At 36.3% G+C, this 17,603-nt stretch carries 17 protein-coding genes and 1 riboswitch; all 17 genes read left to right on the top strand.

Features of this window, described 5'->3' with window-relative positions; genetic code table 11:
* Positions 1-154: 154 nt before the first annotated feature.
* Positions 155-356: riboswitch (cobalamin riboswitch) on the bottom strand.
* A 169-nt stretch (positions 357-525) separates the two neighbouring features.
* Positions 526-1,791, top strand: coding sequence for a glutamyl-tRNA reductase (hemA, locus tag FYJ58_RS01135; protein WP_154515981.1), 1,266 nt, complete (start codon positions 526-528; stop codon positions 1,789-1,791).
* The gene (hemC, locus tag FYJ58_RS14830; protein ID WP_235912520.1) at positions 1,778-2,680 is read left to right on the top strand and encodes a hydroxymethylbilane synthase; all 903 of its coding nucleotides are present in this window, start codon (positions 1,778-1,780) and stop codon (positions 2,678-2,680) included. Before hemA ends, hemC begins: the two co-directional genes overlap by 14 nt.
* A 3-nt stretch (positions 2,681-2,683) precedes the next feature.
* Complete coding sequence (cobA, locus tag FYJ58_RS14825; RefSeq protein WP_235912519.1) at positions 2,684-4,189, top strand: uroporphyrinogen-III C-methyltransferase; 1,506 nt, start codon at positions 2,684-2,686, stop codon at positions 4,187-4,189.
* Between the two features lie 25 nt (positions 4,190-4,214).
* Positions 4,215-5,198 (top strand): porphobilinogen synthase, encoded by a 984-nt coding sequence (gene hemB, locus FYJ58_RS01125; RefSeq protein WP_154516271.1) that lies wholly within the window; start codon positions 4,215-4,217, stop codon positions 5,196-5,198.
* Complete coding sequence (gene hemL / locus FYJ58_RS01120) at positions 5,198-6,475, top strand: glutamate-1-semialdehyde 2,1-aminomutase (RefSeq protein WP_154515978.1); 1,278 nt, start codon at positions 5,198-5,200, stop codon at positions 6,473-6,475. Before hemB ends, hemL begins: the two co-directional genes overlap by 1 nt.
* 66 nt (positions 6,476-6,541) lie before the next feature.
* Positions 6,542-7,651, top strand: coding sequence for a nicotinate-nucleotide--dimethylbenzimidazole phosphoribosyltransferase (gene cobT / locus FYJ58_RS01115; RefSeq protein ID WP_154515975.1), 1,110 nt, complete (start codon positions 6,542-6,544; stop codon positions 7,649-7,651).
* Positions 7,644-8,168 carry a bifunctional adenosylcobinamide kinase/adenosylcobinamide-phosphate guanylyltransferase gene (locus FYJ58_RS01110; protein ID WP_154515972.1) on the top strand — a complete coding sequence of 175 codons (525 nt, stop codon included), beginning with the start codon at positions 7,644-7,646 and terminating at the stop codon, positions 8,166-8,168. The genes cobT and FYJ58_RS01110 overlap by 8 nt, the downstream gene beginning before the upstream one ends.
* Positions 8,169-8,173: 5 nt before the next feature.
* A complete protein-coding gene (locus FYJ58_RS01105; protein WP_154515969.1) occupies positions 8,174-8,947 on the top strand; it encodes an adenosylcobinamide-GDP ribazoletransferase in 774 nt (257 codons plus the stop codon).
* 26 nt (positions 8,948-8,973) lie between these two features.
* Entirely contained in the window at positions 8,974-9,975 is a 1,002-nt protein-coding gene (locus FYJ58_RS01100; RefSeq protein WP_154515966.1) for a bifunctional adenosylcobinamide kinase/adenosylcobinamide-phosphate guanylyltransferase, read from the top strand.
* A gap of 18 nt (positions 9,976-9,993) precedes the next feature.
* Positions 9,994-11,532, top strand: a complete 1,539-nt coding sequence (locus FYJ58_RS01095) for a cobyric acid synthase (RefSeq protein WP_154515963.1) — start codon at positions 9,994-9,996, stop codon at positions 11,530-11,532.
* Between the two features lie 18 nt (positions 11,533-11,550).
* Complete coding sequence (locus FYJ58_RS01090; protein WP_154515960.1) at positions 11,551-12,192, top strand: precorrin-8X methylmutase; 642 nt, start codon at positions 11,551-11,553, stop codon at positions 12,190-12,192.
* Between the two features lie 213 nt (positions 12,193-12,405).
* On the top strand, positions 12,406-13,083 hold the full coding sequence (locus tag FYJ58_RS01085) for a hypothetical protein (RefSeq protein ID WP_154515957.1): 678 nt from the start codon (positions 12,406-12,408) through the stop codon (positions 13,081-13,083).
* Between the two features lie 3 nt (positions 13,084-13,086).
* Positions 13,087-13,665, top strand: a complete 579-nt coding sequence (locus FYJ58_RS01080) for an ATP-binding cassette domain-containing protein (RefSeq protein WP_154515954.1) — start codon at positions 13,087-13,089, stop codon at positions 13,663-13,665.
* Between the two features lie 171 nt (positions 13,666-13,836).
* Entirely contained in the window at positions 13,837-14,727 is an 891-nt protein-coding gene (locus FYJ58_RS01075) for a methylenetetrahydrofolate reductase (protein WP_154515951.1), read from the top strand.
* Positions 14,728-14,752: 25 nt separating this feature from the next.
* A complete protein-coding gene (locus FYJ58_RS01070) occupies positions 14,753-16,024 on the top strand; it encodes a bifunctional folylpolyglutamate synthase/dihydrofolate synthase (protein ID WP_154515948.1) in 1,272 nt (423 codons plus the stop codon).
* Between the two features lie 20 nt (positions 16,025-16,044).
* On the top strand, positions 16,045-16,671 hold the full coding sequence (locus FYJ58_RS01065) for a cyclodeaminase/cyclohydrolase family protein (RefSeq protein WP_154515945.1): 627 nt from the start codon (positions 16,045-16,047) through the stop codon (positions 16,669-16,671).
* Positions 16,672-16,703: 32 nt separating this feature from the next.
* Positions 16,704-17,549, top strand: coding sequence for a bifunctional 5,10-methylenetetrahydrofolate dehydrogenase/5,10-methenyltetrahydrofolate cyclohydrolase (locus tag FYJ58_RS01060; RefSeq protein WP_154515942.1), 846 nt, complete (start codon positions 16,704-16,706; stop codon positions 17,547-17,549).
* Positions 17,550-17,603 lie beyond the last annotated feature (54 nt).

The raw sequence follows: 17,603 nt of genomic DNA, 5'->3' as shown, positions 1-17,603 counted from the left end.
TTTGAGTAATATTAATTCTGATTTAGGATTGTTATAAGATTATCAAAAATCAGAGAAAAAAAGGACCCATCTTCGAAAGATGAGTCCTCCAAAAAGAAAAGAGAAATCTGTCCCTTTTCTTTTTGTACACGATAGTCATCGTTCGTAACTATGTGTAAACCGCTTGCCGTAGGTAGGTCTTCTGACTCAAGGATCAACACAACCATTCGTCTTCCCACTTTACAGCAGTGACATAAATGAATGATTATTCCCCATAATACAGCGGCGTGACCGTTTGGGATTCTCACCCAATTCCCTATTCTCCTGTCCATTCTCTACATCGGGATTCGACAGACACCTACTGACACTCAATTACAATATTAATTATGTCATAATTTAGCAGAAATGTCAAATAAAATAGATATTTGCATTTAGAATGAATTATGTTATGATAATACAAGTATAATTTTTAAAAGAAAAGTATTCACAATTTGTGTAGCATGGGGAGTGAATACAAGAAATACAAAAGAGTTCGGAGGAAGGAATATGGGAATAAAAATGCTTGGAATCGACCATAACAAAGCAAATGTGGACGAGAGAGCCTTATTTTCATTTACGAAAAAGAATTGTGCAAAGGCAATGGAACGGATAAAGAAAGAGGAGGGAATATTTGGATGTATTATTCTTTCTACCTGTAATCGAATGGAAGTATGGGTCAGTTGTGACGCGGGTTGGAGCGGTTCTATTTATGAGCTTTTATGCGAAATAAAAGAAGTGAAAAAAGAAGATTATGTCGATTTATTTGTGGAAAGAGAAGAAAAAGAAGCAATTTGGCATTTACTGCGTTTATCTTGTGGATTAAAGTCAAAAATTCTAGGAGAAGATCAAATTCTTACTCAGGTGAAAGATGCACTTTCATTGTCAAGGGAATATTATTGTACAGATAATGTACTGGAAGTATTGTTTCGAATGGCAGTTACAGCGGCAAAGAGAGTAAAAACAGAAATTACTTTATCAACGGCGAATCAGTCGGTTATTCATCAGGCACTCAAAAATTTAGAAGAAAAAAACTATTTTGTACAGGGAAAAAACTGTATGGTAATTGGTAACGGTGAAATGGGAAAACTTACTGCATTAGCATTAAAAGAAGCAGGGGCATTTGTCACAGTAACCGTACGTCAGTATCGAAGTGGCATTGTGGAAATTCCTGAAGGCTGTGAGCGAATTGATTATGGCAGAAGAATGGAACTATTTCAAAAATGTGATATGGTTGTGAGTGCGACTGCAAGCCCGAATTATACATTAACAAAACAGGCAATTGAAGAGATGGAGTTAAAACATCCAATGATATTAATTGATTTAGCGGTACCAAGAGATATTGAGCCTGCGATTGGAGAACTTAAACAGATAGAGCTATATGATATTGATTCTTTTAAAATTGATCGAATGAATGAAGCGTTGCAGAAAAATATATCTTGCGCAGAAGCGATTTTGAATGAACAGATGGAAGAATTTCTTTCTTGGTATGAGGGAAGAGATATCATCGCAAAAGTACAGGACATAAGACAGAAAGCGGTAAATGATTTGGAGCTTCGAATGACTAAAATAATTAGAAAAACATCAATGGAGCAGATTGAGCAGAATCAATTAAAGGAATCCATGGATAATGCAATGGGAAAAGTGATTGTGAAAATGTTATTTGGTCTTCGGGATACTGTAAGTGAAGAAACATTCCGGGAATGTGTAGAAGGGTTGGAACAGGTATATCTAGACAAACAGAATAAAAATGGAGAATATTATGGGATTAGATAAAAGAAAAATCGTGATTGGAAGCAGGGAAAGTAAATTGGCGGTTATCCAGTCAGAAATGGTAGTTGATTATATAGATAAGCATAATGAGAATGTAGAAGTATCACTTTTGAAGATGAAGACAACAGGGGATATTATTTTAGACAGAAGCTTGGATAAAGTTGGAGGTAAGGGTTTATTTGTAAAAGAATTGGATCGGGCACTGTTTGATGGAAGAAGTGAGTTGTCGGTTCACAGTCTGAAGGATATGCCGATGGAAATACCAGAAGAACTTCCAATTATTGCATATTCAAAGCGGGAGGATCCAAGGGATGTGCTTGTATTGCCAAAAGGAGTAAAGGAGCTTGACTTGTCTCTCCCAATCGGATGCTCAAGCCAGAGGAGAATGCTTCAATTAAAAGAAATGTATCCATTGGCACAATTTAAAGGGGTACGTGGTAATGTTATTACACGATTGAGTAAATTGGATCAAGGAGAATACAGTGCACTTATTTTGGCTGCTGCCGGGTTAAAGCGTTTGGGGCTTTCTGAGCGGATTAGCCGGTATTTTGAACCAGAAGAAATGATTCCTGCGGCAGGTCAGGGAATTTTAGCAGTTCAGGGAAAGGAAGGAATTGATTATTCTTATTTAGCTGGCTTTGAGGACAAAGAGGCGAAAGATATGGCAGTTTGTGAGCGTGCTTTTGTAAGATATTTAAATGGCGGCTGCAGTTCACCGATTGCGGCTCACGCAAGGGTAGAAGGGGAACGGATTACTCTTATGGGTCTTTATTATGATGAGTCAACAAGACGTTATAAAAAGGGTATTATGGAGGACAATGTATCAAATGCAGAGCAGTTGGGAATTCTGTTAGCAAAAAAATTAATAAAAGAATGTAGAGGAGAAAGGTAAAATATGACAGGAAAGGTATGGCTGGTTGGCGCAGGACCTTCTGATCCGGGACTATTTACGTTAAAAGGACAGAAGGTATTAAAAAAGGCAGAGGTTGTTGTATATGATGCTTTAGTTGGAAATGGAGTATTAGCTATGATTCCTTCAAGTGCCGAATTGATTTATGTTGGAAAACGGGCAAGTAATCATACAATGGTACAAGAGGAAATTAACAGAGTTTTGGTGGAACAGGCGAAGCTTGGAAAGCAGGTTGTAAGACTAAAAGGTGGTGACCCGTTTTTATTTGGACGTGGTGGAGAAGAATTGGAGCTGCTTGTAAAAGAAAAAATTCCTTATGAGGTTGTTCCGGGAGTGACATCGGCTCTTTCGGTTCCTGCTTACAATGGAATTCCGGTTACTCACAGAGATTATTGTTCTTCTCTCCACATTATTACTGGACATAAGAAAAAAGACGAAGAGTATGATATTGATTTTGAAGCTTTAGTGCGGACAGAGGGAACACTTATATTTCTGATGGGGGTAAGTGCATTAGAAGAAATTTGTAATCGTCTTATTTTGGCGGGAATGGATAAAATGATGCCGGCGGCTATTTTGCAAAAGGGTACGACTTCAAAGCAAAAGCGAATTGTAGCTACGGTAGAAACACTTCCGGATGAAGTAAAAAGACAGGGTGTGGAAACACCTGCAATTATTGTTGTAGGAAAGGTATGTAAGCTTTCGAAACAGTTTGAATGGTATGAAAAACTTCCACTTGCAGGTAAAAAAATTCTTGTGACAAGACCGAAGGAACTTGTTTCCAAAATGGCAGAAAAACTTCGGGAACAGGGTGCAGAAGTATTAGAGCTTCCGGCGGTAGATACGGTACCGATTGTTCCAAACGAAAAGTTAAAAGATGCACTTTTAGCAATGGAAACTTATCAGTGGCTTGCATTTACAAGTCCCTCCGGTGTTAAAATCTTTTTTGATTTATTAAAACAGTATTCTATGGATATTCGAAAATTAGGAACAGTAAAAATAGCAGCCATTGGAGAAGGTACAAAAAAAGCATTAAAGCAGTATGGAGTATTTGCAGATTTAATGCCAGAACAGTACGATGGGGAAGCCTTGGGAGAGGCGTTAGTAAGAGAGTGTAAGATTGGTGATAGGATTCTTTTGCCAAGGGCAAAAATAGGAAACAAAAAACTAATTGAAATCATTGAGCAGGCACAGATTCATGTCGATGATATCCCTACTTATGAAACAATCTCCTGCGAGCATGCTTGGATTGATGAGAAAGAAGAAATCGAGCATGGAGGAATTGATTATGCTGTGTTTACAAGTGCTTCGATTGTAAAAGCATTTGGAAAGGTGACAAAAGGAATTGACTATAGTAAGGTAAAGGCAGTCTGCATTGGAAGTAAAACGAAAGCGGAAGCAGACTTACTTGGCATGCAGACGTTTATGTCAAAAGAAGCAACGATGGATAGTATCGTTGAACGAATTTTGGATTTGGAATTAAATGAAATATAAAAAACAAGAGAAAGAAGAGAAAAAAATGGACATGTTAAAAAGACCAAGAAGACTTCGTAGAAAGGAATCCATCCGAAAGATGGTTCGGGAAACAAGAATGGATAAATCTTCTTTGATTTATCCAATGTTTGTGCAGGAAGGAAAGAATATAGAGGAAGAGATTCCCTCGATGGAAGGACAATATCGTTATAGTATTGATCGTATGCCATTCGAACTGGAACGATTGCTAAAAGCAGGTGTGGATAAAGTTATGATTTTTGGAATTCCGGATCATAAAGACGAGTGTGGAAGCAGTGCTTTTGCAGAAGATGGCATTGTACAAAGGGCAATTAGGGAAGCGAAGGAAAAGTTTCCACAATTATATCTTATTACAGATGTCTGCATGTGTGAATATACCTCCCATGGACATTGTGGAATGTTAAAGGGACATGAGGTAGATAACGATGCCACTTTAGAGCTTTTATCAAAAACGGCTCTTTCTCATGTAGAAGCAGGAGCAGATATGGTTGCACCTTCTGATATGATGGATGGAAGAATCCGTGCAATTCGGACTTGTCTTGATGAACATAATTTTAAAGATACGCCAATTATGTCTTATGCAGTAAAATATGCATCTGCATTTTATGGACCATTTCGTGAAGCAGCCAATTCTGCTCCATCGTTTGGTGACAGAAAATCTTATCAGATGGATTTTCATAATAAAAAAGAAGGTATTAAGGAGGCTTTCTTGGATATTGAAGAGGGAGCAGATATTATTATGGTAAAACCTGCGCTCTCTTATCTTGATGTCATTAACGAAGTTTCTCAAAAAATAACGCTTCCTGTGGCGGCTTATAGTGTGAGCGGTGAATATGCAATGGTAAAGGCTGCCGCAAAATTGGGATATATCGATGAAGAAAGAGTTATCTGTGAAATGGCAACAAGTACATACCGTGCAGGAGCCGATATTTATATTACTTATTTTGCAAAAGAATTAGCAAAATTCATGGATGAAGGGAGAATTGGATAATGACAAAATCGGAAGTGTTGTTTAAAGAGGCAGTTGATTATATACCGGGAGGAGTTAACAGTCCGGTTCGAGCATTTGGCTCTATTGGAGGAACTCCACGTTTTATTGAAAGAGCAGATGGGGCTTATATGTATGATATCGATGGAAATAAGTATATTGACTATGTCTGCTCATGGGGACCAATGATTCTTGGTCATAATAAAAGAGAAATTTTAGATAGTGTTATAGAAGCATGCAAAAATGGATTAAGTTTTGGAGCTGCAACAGAAAAAGAAGTAGAAATGGCAAAGTTAATTTGTGAGATTGTTCCTTCCATTGAAATGGTTCGTATGGTGAATTCCGGGACAGAGGCTGTTATGAGTGCAGTTCGTGCGGCAAGAGGTTATACAAGAAGAAATAAGATTATAAAATTCGCAGGCTGTTATCATGGTCATTCGGACGCAATGCTTGTAAAAGCAGGTTCCGGTGTTATGACAAGCGGAATTCCAGACAGTCAGGGTGTACCGGAAGGCTGTACAAAAGATACTTTGACGGCTATTTATAATGATATTTCCAGTGTTGAAAAGCTGTTTGAAGAATTTGGTGAAGAGATTGCAGCTGTTATTGTAGAGCCGGTAGGTGCGAATATGGGAGTTGTTCCACCAAGAAAAGGCTTTTTAGAAGGGCTTCGTTCGATTTGCGATAAGTATGAAAGCGTACTTATTTTTGATGAAGTAATTACCGGATTTCGTCTTGGACTAGATGGAGCACAGGGATATTTTGGAGTTCAACCTGACTTGACTACATTTGGAAAAATTATTGGTGCGGGTATGCCGGTAGGAGCTTATGGTGGAAAACGTGAGATTATGGAGATGATATCTCCTAAAGGACCGGTATATCAGGCTGGTACACTTAGTGGCAATCCGGTTGCGATGGCAGCAGGATATACTCAGCTTACAATTTTAAAAGAACACCCGGAAATCTATACAGAATTAAATGAGCGTTCAGAATGGTTTTTTAAAGAAATAGAAGCGATGATAAAAGATTCGGGTGCGAAATGCAGGCTAAACCATATAGGTTCTCTTGGATGTATCTTTTTCACAGAAAAAGAAGTAACAAATTATAAAGAGGCAAAAGAAGCAGATACACAAAAATACGCAGAGTATTTTAACTACATGCTCAATGCAGGAATTTACTTAGCACCTGCGCAGTTTGAAGCAATGTTTATTTCTTATGCCCATTCAAAACAAGATTTGGAAAAAACATTAGAGATTCTGAATGATTTTATGAGAAAATAAAGCTTTTGGTTCTATTAATGATATTTTTACAATTAGATAAAAATTAAAAATATTGGGGGCGAAGGTATGGATTTACAAGAACAGTTAAAAGAAATTGTACCAGCGAATCGAATGGAAATGGAAAAAGCAAAAAGACATTGGGATTCTTTGGCAAAACCATTGGGAAGCCTTGGAAGGCTGGAAGAAGCGGTTATCCGGCTTGCAGGAATTTGTGGAGATTATCGAAAAATAAAAATGGAGCGGGCGGCTCTTGTTGTTATGTGTGGTGATCATGGAGTAGTAGAAGAAGGGGTGACCCAAAGTGACTCTTCTGTCACTAAAATTGTTGCAGAAGGATTTACGTGTGAAAAAACAAGTGTTGCAATTATGGCAAAATCGGTTGGTGTAGATGTATTTCCGGTTGATATTGGAATGGATACAGATACTTATCCGGAAAGTAAGGTGATTCCATTTGCGATTTTAAATCGGAAAATCGAAAATGGAACGAATAATATCGTAAAGGAACCTGCAATGACAGTTGAACAATGTAAAAAGGCATTGAAAATAGGAATTGACTTAGTCGGTGAGTTAAAAAAACAAGGGTATGACGTGATTGCAACCGGAGAAATGGGAATTGGAAACACAACGCCTAGCAGTGCATTAGCTTCTGTTTTATTAGATATTCCGGTGGAAACAGCGACGGGACGTGGAGCCGGGTTATCTGATGAAGGACTGGAAAGAAAAATAAAAGCGGTAAAAAAAGCGATTGCACGATTTGAGGGAGAACAAAAGAAAGATATCTTTTCCCTGCTTGCTCATCTGGGCGGATATGATATTTTAGGAATGACAGGACTTTTTTTAGGTGGTGCGATTTATAAAATTCCTGTATTAATAGATGGATTTATCTCATCGGTTGCGGCTCTTTGTGCAACAAAGATTTCACCTGAGTCAATTGATTACATATTTGCTTCCCATATTTCAAAAGAGCCTGCCGGGCAACTTCTGATTGAAGCATTAGGACTAAAGGCGTTCATAACCTGTGACATGTGTCTTGGTGAAGGGACAGGTGCAATTGCAGTACTTCCACTGATTCAAATGGGAATTGATGTATATACAAAAATGAGAACATTTGATGAAGCTGATATAGAAGAATATATTGACTATAATAAAAAAGCTGAGGAGAAGCGGAATGATTAGTCTGATTACAGGAGGAAGTGGAAGCGGAAAATCTGAATTTGCAGAACAAAGGGTGCTTTCGTTTGGTGAGAAAAGAAGGGTCTATATTGCAACGATGATTCCGTTTGACAAAGAATGTAAGGAGCGGATTGCCAGACATAAAGCCATGAGAGCCGATAAAAAGTTTCATACAGTCGAATGTTATACAGGATTAAAGAAAATAGAGATTGAAAAAGACAGTGTTGTGCTGCTGGAATGTATGTCAAATCTTGTGGCCAACGAAATGTATCAGGAAAATGGTGCAAAAAAATGGACAGTAGAAGAAATTATGGAAGGAATTCGCAGTATCTCTGAAAAGGCATATGCGGTTGTTATTGTATCAAATGAAGTTTTTTCAGATGGAATCTGTTATGATGAAGAATCAATGCGTTATTTATCGTATTTGGGAAAAGTAAATAAAGAAATTGGCAGGATAGCAGATGAAGTAATCGAAGTTGTCTATTCCATTCCGATTTATCATAAAAAAAGCAGGAGGTAACGGGCATGAAGCTATGGCAGGCATTTAAGATTGCTTTTGCGATGTATTCAAAAATTCCTATGAAAGGAGCAGACTGGTCAAAAGAAAATATGAAATATGCGATTTGTTTTTTTCCGATGATTGGAGGAGTAATAGGAATTGCATATTATATTATTTTTTCTTTTTTACAGCAATGTGGAGCCGGTGCTTTATTGACAGCTTCTATTTTAGTCTGCCTTCCGATTTTTATTACAGGTGGGATTCATGTCGATGGATTTCTTGATACAATGGATGCGAGAAGTTCTTATGCAGAGAGAGAAAGAAAGTTAGAGATTCTAAAAGATTCTCATACCGGTGCCTTTGCTATTATAGGAGGTATTGTTTACTTTTTATTAAATCTTGGATTTGCAAGTGAAATTTCTTCTGATTTTGTAGTAGTTGTTGCAATTGGTTTTGTCTATTCAAGAGCATTTAGCGGACTTGCAATGGTGACTTTAAAAGGAGCAAGAAAAGAGGGAATGTTGGCTTCTTTTTCAAATGTAGCAGAAAAAAGAGCAGTCAGAGTAGTTATGGGACTTTATCTGCTTCTTGCTATGGCTGGTATGGTTTGGGCAAATCCGGTGATTGGAGTTGCCTGTGCAGTGGCAGGCTGGTGCATTTTTTTCTATTATAAACACATGGCATACAAAGAGTTTGGTGGAATTACAGGCGATTTGGCAGGCTATTTTCTTCAGATTTGTGAGCTTGGCATTATAATTGTGTCTGTTATTATGAGTTACATAAGTGGTGTTATTTTGTAAAGAACAGGTGAATTGGAGGAAATGAAATGGAATTTGTGATTGGAGGAGCGTTTCAGGGAAAGCTTGATTATGTAAAAGAACATTATTCAATTACAGAGGCTGATATCATAGATGGAAAAACGGGAGTATTAGATATTACACAATGGGAAAAGGGAAAAAATGAGATAAAAGCGATTAACAATTTCCATTTATTTCTTTTTCGCTGGTTAAAAGAAGAGTATCCGATTGAACGGCTGGTAGAACAGATATTAGAGAAATGGGAAGATATGATTATAATCAGTACAGAGATTGGATATGGTATTGTTCCTATGGATGCTCTTGAACGAAAATGGCGTGAGAAAACCGGGCGAATCTGTTGTATGCTTGCGAAAAGAGCAGATAAGGTGACACGAATTACTTGTGGGATTGGAACTGTGATAAAGGAAAAAGAGTTGGAAGTTGTATTGATTCGTCACGGAAAGACAAAGGGAAATGAAGAGCGTAGATATGTAGGAACTACGGATGAGGAACTGACAAAGGAAGCAATCTGGCTTCTTTCAAACAAACAGTATCCCAAAGCAGATTATGTTTTTGTAAGTCCTCTTTTGCGGTGCAGACAGACTGCTTCCTATATTTATAAAAATGTAGAAGCGGAAGTTTTAGAAGGGCTCAGGGAATGTGATTTTGGAATTTATGAGTATAAAAATTATGAAGAAATAAAAGAAGAAAAAGCATATCAGGAATGGATTAAAAGTAATGGAACAATTGGTTTTCCAGATGGGGAAACGAGAGAAGAATTTAAAACAAGGACGATTCAGGCATTTTGGTGTGCAATAAGAAAAGCCAAAGAAAAAAACTTAACAAAAATTGCGTTTGTTGTACATGGTGGTACAATTATGGCTATTTTAGACGAGCTTTCCAACCCTCATGAAGACTTTTATCATTGGCAGGTCAAAAACGGGGACGGAATTACTGCTGTTTTAGCAGAGGAAAAATTAGACCACATTCATTTTATTGATTGCGAAACGCTAGAGAATGAAAATTTATAAGAAAAGTGGGGTGTTTCTATGGCAAAAAAAATTATGATTCAAGGAACAATGTCCAATGCAGGAAAAAGTTTTTTAGTTGCAGGATTATGCCGGATTTTTAAACAGGACGGATATAAAGTAGCTCCTTTTAAATCACAAAATATGGCACTGAATTCGTTTATTACCGAAGAAGGACTTGAAATGGGACGAGCACAAGTAATGCAGGCAGAGGCGTCTGGTGTGAAGCCATCAGTTAAGATGAACCCGATTCTTCTAAAGCCGACAACAGATATGGGTTCTCAGGTCATTGTAAATGGCGAGGTCAGAGGAAATATGGAAGCTTCGGAGTATTTTCAATATAAACACAATTTAATTCCAGATATAAAAAAGGCGTTAAGTGAATTAGAAGAAGAGTATGATATTATTGTAATTGAGGGTGCAGGAAGCCCTGCTGAAATCAATCTGAAGGAAAATGATATTGTAAATATGGGAATGGCAAAAATAGCAGATGCACCGGTATTGCTTGCAGGAGATATTGACCGGGGTGGTGTCTTTGCACAGTTAGCGGGAACGGTTTTATTACTGGAAGAGGAAGAACGGGAACGAATAAAAGGGGTCATCATTAATAAATTCAGAGGTGACAAAAAAATACTGGAACCAGGTCTTATCATGCTAGAAGAAAAAATTCATAAGCCTGTTCTTGGAGTTGTTCCTTATATGCAGGTTGATATCGAAGACGAAGACAGTTTATCCGAACGATTAACGAGAAAAACAGAAAAAAGTTTAATTGATATAGCTGTAATCTGCCTTCCTAGGATTTCTAATTTTACAGATTTTAATGCATTAGAGGCAATCGAAGAGGTTGGTGTGCGTTATGTAAAAAAAGTGGAAGAACTAGGATGTCCGGATTTGATTATACTGCCTGGTACAAAAAGTACAATGGCTGATTTATTATGGATTAGACAAAATGGTCTAGAAGCAGGTATAAAAAAAGCACAACAAAAAGGTACCCTTATTTTTGGAATTTGCGGTGGTTATCAGATGCTTGGAAAAGAACTAAAAGACCCTGATGGAGTAGAAGGAAAGGGGGATTTGGAAGGAATAGGTCTGTTACCTTTAACTACTGTGTTTGAAAGTAAAAAAGTCCGGACGAGAGTACGTGGGCATTTTGCCAGATTAGAAGGAGAGTATGAAATATTATCGAATGTACCAATTGAAGGATATGAGATTCATATGGGTGTGACTACATTGGAAGAATCCGCAAAAAGCTTAACGAAAATAAAGAGTTTTCTTTCCGATGAAGAAATGGAAAAACCAGATGGTGCAGTCTATAAAAATGTTGCAGGAAGTTATGTACATGGTATTTTTGATAACGAAAAGGTGAGAAATGCACTTCTTAATTTACTACTTCAAAGGAAAGGGCTGAAAGGAAGAGAGTGCTCCATTGTTTCTTTTGAGGAATATAAAGAAATGCAGTATGATAAGCTTGCAGATGAAGTGAGAAAAAATCTTGACATGAATAAAATATACAAAATAATGGGAATAAGCAGGGAAGAAATGCTTGCCAATAAACGATAAGGGAGAAGAGGAACGAAGATGAAAGTAGAATTGCAAAATGTATTGCCCGGAGAAATTGAAAAGAGAAGCTTTGAATTGATAGAAAAAGAATTGACAAGAGAGCTGGATCCAATTCAAAAACCGATTATAAAGAGAGTCATTCATACGACCGCTGATTTTTCTTATCAGGATAGCTTATGTTTTTCAGAACAGGTTGTTGAGAAAGCAATGGAAGCGATAAAAAATGGCGCAGTTATTATAACGGATACGAATATGGCGAAAGCGGGAGTAAATAAAAAAGCATTACAGGATTTTGGCGGCAAAGTTCACTGTTTTATGGCGGAAGATGATGTGGCAAAAGAGGCAAAGGAACATGGAACAACTCGTGCAGTTGCCAGCATGAACAAAGCTGCGAGGGAATATCCAAATGCGATTTTTGCAATTGGAAATGCGCCAACTGCTTTAATACGTCTTTATGAATTAATAAAGGAAGAAAAAATAAATCCGGCATTAGTGATAGGTGTACCGGTTGGATTTGTGAATGTAGTAGAATCAAAAGAGCTGATTATGACGGCTGATATTCCATATATTGTAGCAAGAGGAAGAAAGGGTGGAAGCAACGTTGCGGCTTCGATTTGCAATGCCTTGTTATATATGGCACAGGGAAGAAAACTGGTATAGATAAAAGAGTAGTTTTTGTTAAAAAGTATTGTTTTGCGATAGTAAAAAACTTTGGAGCAAGGCAGTACTTTTTTTATTGCACTTATTTACTATAAAATAGTATATTTATACATAGAAATTGTATAAAAAGTAAACTTTTCCTAAAATATCATAGACTTTTATGACAAAATAACTTATAATAATCCTCAAAAAAATACATTAATAGTTAGATAAATGGATCAAGTGATTGCATTTTTTGTTTTGAATGTGAAGATGCTAAAAAAAGATAAGTTAAAAATGATATGGTCGTTGACTATGCCGGCGTTTTTTTTGATTATTAATTGTGATAAAGTGGTAGAAATGACAGATATGCGTTTTGGCTGGACTTATATTATTATTTCTTCTTATATTTATGGAATAGGAATACATTCATTGACAGAAAAAGAAGCGGGTACATTAAAAACAGCGTTTTCAATAAGTGGAAAGGCTTATACGTTCTTTTTTGCTAATTTATTTACGCAAATTGTTTACTCGTTTGTCTGTTTATTTCTATTTAATTTGGTTAGTACAATTTTATATGGTTTTTCTTTTTTCTATATGAATTTATATTCTGTGTTGTATTTAATATTATTTATTCCAATTGCTTTTTTTTGTTATAATATTACACTGATTAGAAATGTTCATGTAAATTCTTTATCCGTATTTGTGAATATTGTTTTTATCATGTTATTTCTTTCAATAGGGGTTAATCGCACTTTGGACAAATTTAATCCTTTTATATATTTTTCTAATTTACTTTTTTTAAGTCAAGTGAAAGAAATTATACAATATATTATAATTAGTGTAATCTTAATTGGAGGTGGATTATATAGCATTTTTCATTTCAATCCGCTTCCGACAGAGAGGAGATAGTATATGATAAAAATAAGAAATTTTTCAAAAAGAGAATTATATAACAATTTTAATTTAGATATAGATGATGGTATAACTTATTTAAAAGGAAAGAATGGATCGGGAAAAACGACTTTATTAGATTGTATTTCTGGTTTAGATACTTCCTATTCAGGAACAATAACAGGAAATGAAAACATTGTATATTTAAATCAGCAATTATATTTTTCAGGGCGATTGAAAGCAAAAGATATGGTTCAATTTTTATTAAGGTTACAAAAAATAAAGAACTATAAAGAGTATTATTGGAGTAAGATGGAAGAGTATAAGAAAATATTTGACTATGAAAAAATATGGGAAAAAGAGATAAGGATGTTGTCAGGTGGGGAATTAAAACTATTCTTTTTTACAATTATTTCAGTTATTGAAAAGAAAAATTATATTTTTGATGAGCCTTTTGCATCGGTTGATTCGGCAGGAAAAGAATTAATTATTTTGATTTTAAAAAAATTAGTCCGACAGGAAAAAAATATTATTATCACTAGTCATGAAGAAGAGTTTAAATCAAAGTTTAATGATATTTCAATTATTGATTTAGGCTGAAAAAATCAAAAAAGGAAAGTTTATTCCATATTCTGTTAAAAATAAATTTTCAGAAATATGTTTGTCTTGCAAAGACAATTGTTTTTCTTGACTTCTAATTTTTCTAATGATACTATATAAAAATATGATAAGTTTTTTGGGGTAATGAAGAGTTACGGGAAAGGAAACAATATGAAAATAGCGGATATTTTGAAAAAAAAGATGACATTTAGCTTTGAAGTATTTCCACCAAAAGAAAAACAGCCGATTGAGCCATTAATTAATACATTAAATCAATTATATCAGTTTCAGCCTGATTTTGTCAGTTGTACTTATGGGGCTGGAGGGACAAATGTAGGGAGAAACATGGAAATTTGCCACGAGATAAAAAAAGCAGGGATGGCGATTCCAATGACACATTTTACTTGTATTAGTAATACAAGAGAGGGGATTAAGAGAGAATTAGAGGAATACATTTCAAAAGGAGTAGAAAATGTGTTGGCATTGCGTGGTGATATTCCGTCCGGATGGGAAGATACACGCGGTGATTTTCAGCATGCGAACCAATTGATTGCATTTATAAAAGAAAATTTCCCGGACATGGGGATTGCAGCTGCGGGGGCACCTGAAAAGCATATTCAATGTGATACCTTTGAAGAAGATATTGCACATATCCGCATGAAACAAGATGCTGGAGCTGACTTTATTATGTCACAGCTTTGTTATGATTTAGAACAATTCGAGCGTTGGGTAGAGATGCTTCGGAAAGCAGGAATTCATCTGCCAATTGTAGTGGGAGTTATGCCTGTTCTTAATAAGGAAGCGACGTTGCGAATGACACTTTCGATGAATGGATGCTCCATTCCAAGAGAGTTGGCAGAAATAATAAGCCGGTATTACAATAATCCGGAAGATTTTAAAAAGGCAGGAAAAGAATATACAATCAAACAAATTTTTCGATATATGAATTTGGGAGTGAATGGAATTCATATATACTCTTTGAATAAATATGAAGATGTGTCTGAAATTGTACAGGGTGCTGGATGGCGAAAAAATCTGGATCAAAAAGTTATACTAAGGTAGCTTTAAGGAAAGAAGAGGATAATTTATGAATTATGATGAGGCATTGGAGTATATACATAGTGTTTCATGGGTAAACAAAAAGCCGGGGCTGAATCGAATTCGGGATTTACTTAATAAGTTGGAAAATCCGGAAAAAGATTTGAAATTTGTTCATGTTGCAGGAACCAATGGAAAAGGCTCTACGTCTGCCATGTTGGCTTCTGTTTTAAAAGAAGCTGGTTATCGGGTGGGGTTATTTACTTCACCCTTTATTTATATCTTTAATGAGAGAATTCAATATAATGGAGAAATGATTTCAAATGAAGAACTGGCAGAGATTGTTACATTTATCCGTCCATTGGCAGAAACGATGGAAGAAGCACCGACCGAGTTTGATTTGAATACGGCAATTGGTATGGAATTTTTTCGAAGAAAGAAATGTGATATTGTTGTATTAGAAGTTGGGTTAGGTGGTACATTTGACTCTACAAATGTCATTGAGGATTCTTTAGTTTCTGTAATTACAGCAATTGGATTTGATCATATGAGGATACTTGGCAATACAATAACAGAAATTGCCAGTTCGAAAGCAGGAATTATAAAACAGAATGGCGATGTAGTTGTCTATGGAAAAAATGCGGAGGCATTGGAAGTTTTTGAAAAAGTCTGTAAAGAGAAAAATGCCAGAATGATTTGTCCGGATTATCAGACATTAAGAAGAGAAAAAGTAGATTTGCATGGGCAAGTATTTGATTATAAAGCCTGGAAAGAACTTAAAGTTTCTTTGATTGGAGGTTATCAATTATTTAATGCGGCAGTTGTTTTGGAAATAATTCAAGTTTTGAGAAAAAAAGGTTATAAAATCAGCGATGAGGCATTAAGAGAAGGTCTTCGTACTGCTAAATGGATTGGGCGATTCGAGCTGCTTCATGAAAATCCGGTATTTATTGTTGATGGAGCACATAATCCGCAAGGAATAAAGGCGACAGCAGAAAGTCTTAAATTATTGTTTGAGGATAAGAAAATCTTATTTATTGTCGGAGCAATGAAAGACAAAGACGTTGCAAATATGATGAGGGAATTGGTTTCGTCAGCTTCGGAGTTTTTTACGGTTACGCCGCCAACTCCTAGAGCAATGGAAGCAAAGGAATTGCAAGCTGTTCTGGAAGGAATGGGAGTAAAGGTGACTGCTTATGATAATATAGAGAAAGCTTGTAAAGAGGCGATAGAGAAAGCCGGCTTTGATGGCATTATTTGTGCATTAGGTTCTTTGTATATGATTGGGGACATAAAAAGGAGTATTCTTAATTGGGAATGATTGATTATTAGGAGGTCATAATGGAATTTCAAAAACAAACTTGTGAAGATTTTATAAAAGTACTTGGCTCTAAGGAGCCGGTTCCGGGAGGCGGTGGTGCAGTCGCATTGGTTGGAGCTGTAGGAATCGCACTTGGCAATATGGTTGGCAGTTTGACGGTTGGCAAGAAGAAATATCAACCGTATGAGCAAGAATTAAAAGAGCTTTTGGAGCGTGCGATGGAATTGCAGCAAGAGTTTCTTTCCTTAATTGATGAGGATGCGAAAATGTTTTTGCCTTTATTGGAGTCTTATCGGTTGCCAAAAGAAACCGAGGACGAAAGAAAACGCAAAGAGGAGGTTATGGAAGAAGCATTGAGAGGAGCATGTCGTGTTCCATTGGAAATTATGGAAAAAAGCTGTGAGGCGATCGAGCTGCATAAAAAGTTTTTAATAATGGGTTCTAAAATGGCGATTAGTGATGTTGGAGTTGGAGTTACCTGTTGCCGTGCAGCTTTACAAGGAGCAGGACTTAGCGTTTTTATTAATACAAAATGTATGAAAGACAAGGAATATGCAGAAAAAATGGAAGCACGTGTTGATGCGATGCTTGAAAAATATTCGAAACTGGCGGATGAACTTTTTTGGGAAGTTCGTTCAAGATTCTAAATAAATAGACACTGGCAAAGGAGGTAGAAAAGTTGGCTTTGTTATTGAAAGGTGCTAATGTAAATGAAAAGCTGAATGAAACAATAAAACAAGAGGTAGAAGTATTAAAGCAAAAGGGAGTTATTCCGAAATTAGGAATTATACGCGTTGGTGAACGGGAAGAGGATATTTCTTATGAACGGGGAGCAATGAAAAGATGCAATATGCTTGGAGTTGAGGTAACTCAATTTCTTTTACCAGAACAGGTTTCTGAAAATGAGTTACTTCAGGTAATAAAAAAAATAAACGAGGATGATTCCATTCATGGTGTACTTTTGTTTCGACCTCTTCCAAAGCATTTGAATGAGGAAAGGATTTGCCAGGCGATTGAACCAAAGAAAGATGTAGATGGAATTACGAATGGTTCATTAACCGGGGTTTTTACCGGTGAAAAGAAAGGGTTTGCCCCATGTACGGCACAGGCCTGTATGGAAATTTTGGATTTTTATGGAATAGATTCTACAGGCAAAAAGGCAATCGTAGTAGGACGAAGTCTTGTTGTGGGAAAACCGGTTGCTATGCTTTTACTTCAAAAGAATGCGACGGTAACGATTTGTCATACAAAAACAAAAGATATGGAAGCTGTTATAAAAGAGGCGGATATTGTAATTGTGGCAGCAGGAAGGAAAGAAGAATTTAATCAAAACTATTTTCGAAAAGATCAGGTTGTAATTGATGTAGGAATTCATGTTAATGAAGCAGGAAAGCTTTGTGGAGACGTAAAATTTGATGAGGTCGAACCAATTGTAGACTCGATTACTCCGGTGCCTGGAGGTGTTGGAACTGTAACTACATCAGTTTTGGTTTCTCATGTTGTAGAAGCCGCAAAGAGAGCTTAATAAAGAAATATATGTTCTGTATTTATTAAGAATAAAAAGGAATCGTAAAAGGAC

It is taken from the genome of Velocimicrobium porci (genome assembly GCF_009696045.1).
In the GTDB taxonomy this organism is placed as follows: Bacteria; Bacillota; Clostridia; order Lachnospirales; family Lachnospiraceae; genus Velocimicrobium; species Velocimicrobium porci.
The sequence above is the reverse complement of the archived record's forward strand: the minus strand, read 5'-3'. Positions and strand labels throughout refer to the sequence as shown.

What these genes read in the sequence shown, in the direction of transcription:
- hemA (WP_154515981.1), top strand. Translation starts at nt 526, where the DNA reads ATGGGAATAAAAATGCTTGGAATCGACCATAACAAAGCAAATGTGGAC.
- hemC (WP_235912520.1), top strand. Translation starts at nt 1,778, where the DNA reads ATGGGATTAGATAAAAGAAAAATCGTGATTGGAAGCAGGGAAAGTAAA.
- cobA (WP_235912519.1), top strand. Translation starts at nt 2,684, where the DNA reads ATGACAGGAAAGGTATGGCTGGTTGGCGCAGGACCTTCTGATCCGGGA.
- hemB (WP_154516271.1), top strand. Translation starts at nt 4,215, where the DNA reads ATGGACATGTTAAAAAGACCAAGAAGACTTCGTAGAAAGGAATCCATC.
- hemL (WP_154515978.1), top strand. Translation starts at nt 5,198, where the DNA reads ATGACAAAATCGGAAGTGTTGTTTAAAGAGGCAGTTGATTATATACCG.
- cobT (WP_154515975.1), top strand. Translation starts at nt 6,542, where the DNA reads ATGGATTTACAAGAACAGTTAAAAGAAATTGTACCAGCGAATCGAATG.
- FYJ58_RS01110 (WP_154515972.1), top strand. Translation starts at nt 7,644, where the DNA reads ATGATTAGTCTGATTACAGGAGGAAGTGGAAGCGGAAAATCTGAATTT.
- FYJ58_RS01105 (WP_154515969.1), top strand. Translation starts at nt 8,174, where the DNA reads ATGAAGCTATGGCAGGCATTTAAGATTGCTTTTGCGATGTATTCAAAA.
- FYJ58_RS01100 (WP_154515966.1), top strand. Translation starts at nt 8,974, where the DNA reads ATGGAATTTGTGATTGGAGGAGCGTTTCAGGGAAAGCTTGATTATGTA.
- FYJ58_RS01095 (WP_154515963.1), top strand. Translation starts at nt 9,994, where the DNA reads ATGGCAAAAAAAATTATGATTCAAGGAACAATGTCCAATGCAGGAAAA.
- FYJ58_RS01090 (WP_154515960.1), top strand. Translation starts at nt 11,551, where the DNA reads ATGAAAGTAGAATTGCAAAATGTATTGCCCGGAGAAATTGAAAAGAGA.
- FYJ58_RS01085 (WP_154515957.1), top strand. Translation starts at nt 12,406, where the DNA reads ATGGATCAAGTGATTGCATTTTTTGTTTTGAATGTGAAGATGCTAAAA.
- FYJ58_RS01080 (WP_154515954.1), top strand. Translation starts at nt 13,087, where the DNA reads ATGATAAAAATAAGAAATTTTTCAAAAAGAGAATTATATAACAATTTT.
- FYJ58_RS01075 (WP_154515951.1), top strand. Translation starts at nt 13,837, where the DNA reads ATGAAAATAGCGGATATTTTGAAAAAAAAGATGACATTTAGCTTTGAA.
- FYJ58_RS01070 (WP_154515948.1), top strand. Translation starts at nt 14,753, where the DNA reads ATGAATTATGATGAGGCATTGGAGTATATACATAGTGTTTCATGGGTA.
- FYJ58_RS01065 (WP_154515945.1), top strand. Translation starts at nt 16,045, where the DNA reads ATGGAATTTCAAAAACAAACTTGTGAAGATTTTATAAAAGTACTTGGC.